This window comes from Lacisediminihabitans sp. (genome assembly GCF_036404185.1).
Lineage (GTDB): Bacteria > Actinomycetota > Actinomycetes > Actinomycetales > Microbacteriaceae > Lacisediminihabitans.
Map to the genome: position 1 here is coordinate 1 of NZ_DASWPB010000043.1, position 7,113 is coordinate 7,113.

The 7,113-nt window shown below is 67.0% G+C and carries 6 protein-coding genes; 5 read left to right on the forward strand and 1 reads right to left on the reverse strand.

Annotation, left to right across the window (positions count from 1 at the left end):
* The 3 genes from VGC18_RS02235 to VGC18_RS02245 form a co-directional block, all read left to right on the forward strand.
* Positions 1-455, forward strand: a 455-nt coding sequence (locus tag VGC18_RS02235) for an ABC transporter substrate-binding protein (RefSeq protein WP_331093779.1), incomplete at its 5' end; no start/stop codon positions are given.
* A gap of 20 nt (positions 456-475) precedes the next feature.
* Positions 476-2,146: an ABC transporter ATP-binding protein gene (locus VGC18_RS02240; protein WP_331093781.1), complete on the forward strand. Its 1,671-nt coding sequence runs from the start codon at positions 476-478 to the stop codon at positions 2,144-2,146.
* 76 nt (positions 2,147-2,222) lie between these two features.
* Positions 2,223-3,419, forward strand: coding sequence for a glycoside hydrolase family 1 protein (locus VGC18_RS02245; RefSeq protein WP_331093783.1), 1,197 nt, complete (start codon positions 2,223-2,225; stop codon positions 3,417-3,419).
* A 12-nt stretch (positions 3,420-3,431) separates the two neighbouring features.
* On the opposite strand, the gene VGC18_RS02250 is transcribed toward VGC18_RS02245, so the two are convergent.
* Positions 3,432-4,877 carry an MFS transporter gene (locus VGC18_RS02250; RefSeq protein ID WP_331093785.1) on the reverse strand — a complete coding sequence of 482 codons (1,446 nt, stop codon included), beginning with the start codon at positions 4,875-4,877 and terminating at the stop codon, positions 3,432-3,434.
* A 47-nt stretch (positions 4,878-4,924) separates the two neighbouring features.
* Between VGC18_RS02250 and VGC18_RS02255 the strand changes: the two genes are divergently transcribed.
* Positions 4,925-5,458, forward strand: coding sequence for an emopamil-binding family protein (locus VGC18_RS02255; protein ID WP_331093787.1), 534 nt, complete (start codon positions 4,925-4,927; stop codon positions 5,456-5,458).
* A 143-nt stretch (positions 5,459-5,601) separates the two neighbouring features.
* The coding region (gene dnaK, locus VGC18_RS02260) for a molecular chaperone DnaK (RefSeq protein ID WP_331093789.1) at positions 5,602-7,113 on the forward strand (1,512 nt) is incomplete at its 3' end.

Sequence of the window (7,113 nt, forward strand, 5' to 3'; positions counted from 1 at the left end):
TCCTTGCGCAGCAGGACGGCTTCACCCCGGTCACGCTCGGCTTCGCCGACAACAGCCTGCCGTTCGTCGCCGAGACCTACATCGTCACCAAGGACACCCTGGCCAGCAAGAAGGACCTGCTCAAGGCCTTCCTGATCGCGGAGATCAAGGGCTGGACCGACGCGGTCAAGGACCCGGCCCAGTGCGCGAAGTACGCCGCCCTGAAGTACGGCAAGGACCAGAAGCTCGACGTCAAGGAGCAGACCGCCGAGGCCAAGGCGCAGGCCAAGCTGATCGTCAGCCCCGACACCAACGCCCACGGCCTGCTCACCATGACCGACGACCTGATCGCGGAGAACATCAAGACCCTCGACCTGATGTTCCCCAAGACCAAGGTGACCGCCGACCAGCTCTTCGACATGAGCCTGATCAACGAGGTCTACCAGGAGAACCCGGACCTGATCGTCAGTCTCTGATCACCTGCCAGGAACACGCCATGACCTCCTCCGTGCACGGTGGGGTCGGTCCGATCGCGACGACCGACCCCACCGGTTCTCCCCATCTGGCCACCGGGATCAACATCCAGGGCCTGACCAAGCAGTTCCGCCTGGGCCGCAAGAGCGTCGACGCGCTCGCGGAGGTCAACCTGGGCACGACGAAGGACACCTTCCTCGCCCTCCTCGGCCCGTCGGGGTGCGGCAAGTCCACGATCCTGCGGATCCTGGCGGGCCTGGAGACGCCGAGCACCGGCGAGGTCATCGTCAACGGCCTGACGCCGCAGGAGATCCGGCGGCAGCACGCCATCGGCATCGCCTTCCAGGACTCCGCGCTGCTGCCGTGGCGCTCGGTGGAGAAGAACATCCGGCTGCCGCTGGAGATCGCCGGCATCCGGGCGGAGCCGGGCCTGATCGCGGGGCTGATCGACCTGGTCGGCCTGAGCGGGTTCGAGCACGCCAAGCCGGCCCAGCTCTCCGGCGGCATGCGGCAGCGGGTCTCGATCGCCCTCGCCCTCTCGCTCGAGCCCCAGCTGCTCGTCTTCGACGAGCCGACGACCGCGCTCGACGTGCTCGTGCAGCACGCCGTGATGGACACGATCAAGCAGCTGCAGCAGTCGGAGAACTTCACCGCACTGCTGATCAGCCACGACCTCGGCGTTGTGCTCGAGGCGACGGCCAGGGTGCTCGTCATGCACGAGGGGGCGATCGTCGAGGACGCGCCGGCGACCGACATCCTCAACCACCCGAAGGACGACTACACGAGGATGCTGCTCAGCCATTACGCGGATCCCCGCGCGGAGGTCGTCGAGCTGCCGGGCTTCGAGAAGCGGGCCACGCCGACGGCGGGAGCACGGGCATCCGAGAGCCGCGCGGCGACCACCACGCTCGTCGTCGACCACGTCTCGAAGGTGTACCCGCCGCCGCGCAGGGGCGAGAAGGCCGTGACCGCCGTGGACGACGTGTCGTTCATCCTCGAACCGGGTGAGGCGCTCGCGCTGGTCGGCGCGTCGGGGAGCGGGAAGTCGACGATCGCGAAGCTCATCACCGCGGTCGAGAGGCCCACCGCAGGCACCGTGACCTTCGGCGACCTGCGGATCGACACTCTGGGCCGTGGGGCATTCCGCACGCTGCACCGCGACGTGCAGATGGTCTTCCAGGACCCGTACGCCGCGCTCAATCCGCTGCACACCGTCGAATACACCCTGACCCGCCCGGTGGTGAACTTCACCGGCCTCCACGGTCGGGAGGCCAGGCGGCGGGTGCTCGAGCTGCTCGAGACGGTTGGCCTGTCGCCCGTCGAGCAGTTCGCCGCGAAGCTCCCGCATCAGCTCTCCGGCGGCCAGCGCCAGCGGGTGGTGATCGCCAGGGCCCTCGCGAGCGACCCGCAGGTGATCATCGCCGACGAACCGGTCTCCATGCTCGACGTCTCGCTCCGAGCCGGCGTGCTCGCGCTGCTCGACGACCTGCGCCTCCAACGCGGGGTGAGCATGCTCTACATCACACACGATCTGCTGAGCGCCCGGGTGGTGACCGACAACATCCTGGTCCTCAACGCCGGCCGGGTGGTGGAGCGCGGCTCAACGGCGCGGGTGCTGCGCCATCCGGAGGACGAGTACACCGTCCGACTGCTCGACGCGATCCCGAACCCCAGCCGCGACGTGGTGGCGTGACCCGCTCCGCAGCTCACTGAGCCGCGCGCCCCGACCCCTTTCACCCAATTACTTTCACCCAATTAGGAGAATCACCATGCTCACCTTCCCCGACGGCTTTCTCTGGGGCGCGGCGACCGCGGCCCACCAGATCGAGGGAAACAACATCAACAGCAACTGGTGGGTGCACGAGCACACCGCGGGCACCACGATCGTCGAGCCGAGCGGTGACGCCGCCGACAGCTACCACCGCTACCGCGAGGACGTGCGCCTGCTGGCCGAGCTGGGGCTCAACTCCTACCGCTTCAGCATCGAATGGGCCCGCATCGAGCCGGAGCGGGGCTTCGTCTCGCGCGCAGAGATCGACCACTACCGGCGCATGGTCGACACCTGCCTGGAGTTCGGGCTCAGCCCGATCGTGACCCTCATGCACTTCACGGTTCCGCGCTGGTTCGAGCGCGACGGCTTCTGGCGGGCACCGGATGCGGCCGACCTCTTCGCCCGCTACACCGAGATCGCCCTTCCCATCGTCTCGGAGGGGGTCGACTTCGTCTGCACCATCAACGAGCCGAACATCGCCGCCATGCTCGCCGGTGGCGAGGACGCCTCCAACCTCGTCGCCTACGGGCTGCCGAACCCGGACCTCGGGGTGGCGGATGCCCTGCTCGCCTCGCACCGACGTTCCCGCGAGGTGCTCTCCTCCGTCTCCGGGCTCAAGACGGGCTGGACGATCGCCACCCAGGCCTTCGAGGCCGCCCGCCTCGACGACGGGACCGTCGAGCCGGGTGCGGAGGAGAAGCGCGCCGAGATCGCCTACCCGGCGGAGGACTGGTACCTCGAGAACGCCGAGGGCGACGACTTCGTCGGCGTGCAGGCGTATACCCGCAACATCGTCGGCCCAGAGGGCATCCGTCCCCCCGCCGCGGAGGTCGAGAAGACGCTCACCCAGTGGGAGTACTTCCCGCCCGCCGCGGGCATCGGCGTGCGCGCCGCCTGGGACCTCAGCAAACACACCCCGGTGATGGTGACCGAGAACGGGATCGCCACCCAGGACGACGGCCGTCGCATCGACTACACCCGCGGCGCCCTCGAGGGGCTGCACGGATGCATCCAGGACGGCGTGACGCTGCTCGGCTACCAGCACTGGTCCGCGCTCGACAACTACGAGTGGGCCAGCGGCTTCGCCCCCACCTTCGGGCTCATCGGCTGGGACAGGGAGACGTTCGAGCGGACCCCGAAGCCGAGCGCCGCCTGGTACGGCGGCGTGGCCAGGGCGAACGGGCTGCCGGAGTAGCCCGGGTCCGCGTTAGTCGCGTGCCGCCGCCCGCGCCCTGACCGGGATGAGCAGGAGCAGTCCGATGAGCAGGACGACGACGATGCCCAGGATGCCCCAGTACTGGGCGCCGGCGACCGCGACGAAGGTGGAGAACAGGAGCGGGGCGAGGAAGCTCACGGCGCGTCCCGTGGTGGCGTAGAGGCCGAAGACCTCGCCCTCGCGACCGGCCGGGGTCACCCTGGCGAGGAAGGTGCGGCTGGCCGACTGGGCCGGACCGACGAAGAGGCACAGCACGAGGCCGCCGATCCAGAACGCCCCGGCACCGAGGTCGTGCGCGAAGAACACGCCCAGTCCCGCGATGATCAGCCCGACGAGGGAGAAGACGATCACCGGCTTCGGGCCGAACCTGTCGTCGAAGACGCCGGAGACGAACACGCCGATCGCGGCCACGACGTTGGCGGCGATCGCGAAGACGATCACCTGGCTGCTGGAGAAGCCGAAGGTGCCCTGGGCGAGGATGCCGCCGAAGGTGAACACCCCGACCAGCCCGTCGCGGAACAGCGCGCTGGAGATGAGGAAGAGGACGGTGTTGCGGCTCTCCTTCCAGAGCGAGGCGATGTCACGGAACAGCACGACATAGGACTCGAAGAAACCGACCCGCGGCCGCCCGGCGTCGGCGGGGATCTCCGGCACCGTGAACAGGATGGGCAGGGCGAAGACGAGCGTCCACAGCGCGGCGATGAGCGCGATGATGCGGATGTTCAGCCCGTTGTCGTGGGTCACCCCGAGGAATCCGCCGGAGTCGGCGGTCAGCCCGACCAGGCCGAGCAGCACGAACAGCAGCAGCACGATGCCGCCGAGGTAGCCGGCGCCCCAGCCGAGCCCGCTCACCTTGCCGACCGTCTTCGGGGTCGAGACCTGGATGAGCATCGCGTTGTAGTTGACCGTCGCGATCTCGTAGAACACGGTCCCGATAGAGACCAGGGCGACCCCGAGGACGAAGAAGGCCGGTCTGCCCTCGACGAAGAACATGAGCGCGGTCATGAGGACGACGACACCGGTGTTGATCGCGAGCCAGAGCTTGCGCCGGCCGGACGCATCCGAGCGCTGTCCGAGCACGGGGGCGATGAGGGCGACGATGACGCCCGCCGCCGCCAGCCCGTAGCCGAGACCGGAGGTGAGGGATGCCTCCGCGGCGGTGTACGCCCTGTGCGCGGTTCCCCCGAGGTCGGTCTCCGCGTCGCGGGCGGCGGTGAGCGCCGGCCCGACGAAGTAGCTGCTGGTGAGATAGACGGTGAAGACGAAGGTCGTGATGACGGCGTTGAACGCTGCCCCTCCCCAGTCCCAGAAGGCCCAGGCCACCACCCACCCGCGGGGGATCCTCTTGCCCTCTTGCAGATCGAGCCCGGCGACGGCGATCGCGCCCGTCGTGGCGGGGCTCGGAACGCGGTGAACTCCGGGGTTCGTGTCCGTCATGGTCACAGGCTAATGGCCGGGAGTGAACAATTCGATAACATGTCTCGGTGACTCATACCGCCGCCGCAGTTCCCGCCCCCACCCTCATCGAGAACCTCCCGCTGCGCAAGCGGCCGGTCGACATCGTCTTCATCGTCATCTTCTCGTTGTTCATCATCACCTGCATCATCAGCGACTCCGTCGAGGGGCTCGGCCTCGATCAGGTCCCGAACTCGCCGAACATCCTCGTGCAGTGGAACTACACCTACGCCTCCAACTTCGATCCGCTCTACCAGTCGCACCCGATCTGGCTCCGGTTCATCAGCGGGACCTCCGCGTTCATCTACATCGCCTTCTACGTCTTGCTGATCATCGCCCTGGTCAAGGGCTTCAACTGGATCCAGCTCTACTCGGTCATCTACGCGACGATGATCATCAGCCTCACCGGCATCCCGATCTTCGGTGTCGAGTTCTTCGGTCCGGTCGGGCAGCGCACGCCGAATCCCGGGATGTTCCTGCTCTACAACGGGCCGTACATCCTGTTCCCCCTGCTGCTGCTCATCAGGATGCGCAAACCGCTGCCCTTCACCCGCAAGTTCTAGGCATAAATCTTCTCCCCCTGTAGTTGAGTCAATAGGACTCAAGTTTGAGCAGAAAGATTTGACAAACAAATCGGCTCGTCGCAAACTTGAGTTTGCAAGGCTCAAGTCTTGCCACCAGACCAACGTTACAAGGAGAAAAGCACATGGCCCGTGCAGTAGGCATCGACCTGGGAACCACCAACTCGGTGGTCTCGGTCCTGGAGGGCGGAGAGCCCACCGTCATCACCAACGCGGAAGGCTTCCGCACCACCCCGTCCGTCGTCGCCTTCACCAAGGACGGCGAGGTGCTCGTCGGCGAGACCGCCAAGCGCCAGAACGTCACCAACGTCGACCGCACGATCTCGTCGGTCAAGCGCCACATGGGCACGAACTGGACCGTCGACATCGACGGGAAGAAGTACACGCCGCAGGAGATCTCCGCGCGCATCCTCGGCAAGCTCAAGCGGGACGCGGAGCAGTACCTGGGCGAGCCCGTGACGGATGCCGTCATCACCGTCCCCGCCTACTTCAACGACTCCGAGCGTCAGGCGACCAAGGAGGCCGGCGAGATCGCGGGCCTCAACGTGCTGCGCATCATCAACGAGCCGACCGCCGCGGCCCTCGCCTACGGCCTCGACAAGGGCAAGGAGGACGAGCTCATCCTCGTCTTCGACCTCGGTGGCGGCACCTTCGACGTCTCCCTGCTCGAGGTGGGCAAGGACGACGACTTCTCCACCATCCAGGTGCGCTCGACGGCCGGTGACAACCGGCTGGGCGGCGACGACTGGGACCAGAGGGTCGTCGACTACCTGATCAAGCGCTTCAAGGACTCCACGGGCGTGGATGTCTCCGGCGACAAGATCGCCAAGCAGCGCCTCAAGGAGGCGGCCGAGCAGGCCAAGAAGGAGCTGTCGAGCTCCATGAGCACGAACATCCAGCTGCCCTACCTCTCCCTGACGGAGAACGGCCCGGCGAACCTGGACGAGTCGTTGACCCGCGCCAAGTTCGAGGAGCTCACGAGCGATCTGCTCGAGCGCACCAAGAAGCCGTTCCACGATGTCATCAAGGAGGCCGGCATCAAGGTCGGCGACGTCGCCCACGTCGTTCTCGTCGGCGGCTCCACCCGGATGCCCGCCGTCGTCGAGCTCGTCAAGAGCCTGACCGGCGGCAAGGACCCGAACAAGGGAGTCAACCCGGACGAGGTCGTCGCCGTCGGCGCCGCTTTGCAGGCCGGCGTGCTGAAGGGTGAGCGCAAGGACGTGCTGCTCATCGACGTCACCCCGCTGAGCCTCGGCATCGAGACCAAGGGCGGGATCATGACCAAGCTCATCGACCGCAACACGGCCATCCCGACCAAGCGCAGCGAGACCTTCACCACGGCGGACGACAACCAGCCCTCCGTCGCGATCCAGGTGTTCCAGGGCGAGCGCGAGTTCACCCGCGACAACAAGAACCTCGGGACCTTCGAGCTGACCGGAATCGCTCCGGCGCCGCGAGGGGTGCCGCAGGTCGAGGTCACCTTCGACATCGACGCCAACGGCATCGTGCACGTGTCCGCCAAGGACAAGGGCACCGGCAAGGAGCAGTCGATGACGATCACGGGAGGCTCGAGCCTGTCGAAGGACGACATCGAGCGCATGGTCCGCGAGGCAGAGGAGCATGCCGCGGAGGACAAG

Excerpts from the sequence above, each read along its gene's own strand:
- VGC18_RS02240 (WP_331093781.1), top strand. The coding sequence starts at position 476 with ATGACCTCCTCCGTGCACGGTGGGGTCGGTCCGATCGCGACGACCGAC.
- VGC18_RS02250 (WP_331093785.1), bottom strand. The coding sequence starts at position 4,877 with ATGACGGACACGAACCCCGGAGTTCACCGCGTTCCGAGCCCCGCCACG.
- VGC18_RS02245 (WP_331093783.1), top strand. The coding sequence starts at position 2,223 with ATGCTCACCTTCCCCGACGGCTTTCTCTGGGGCGCGGCGACCGCGGCC.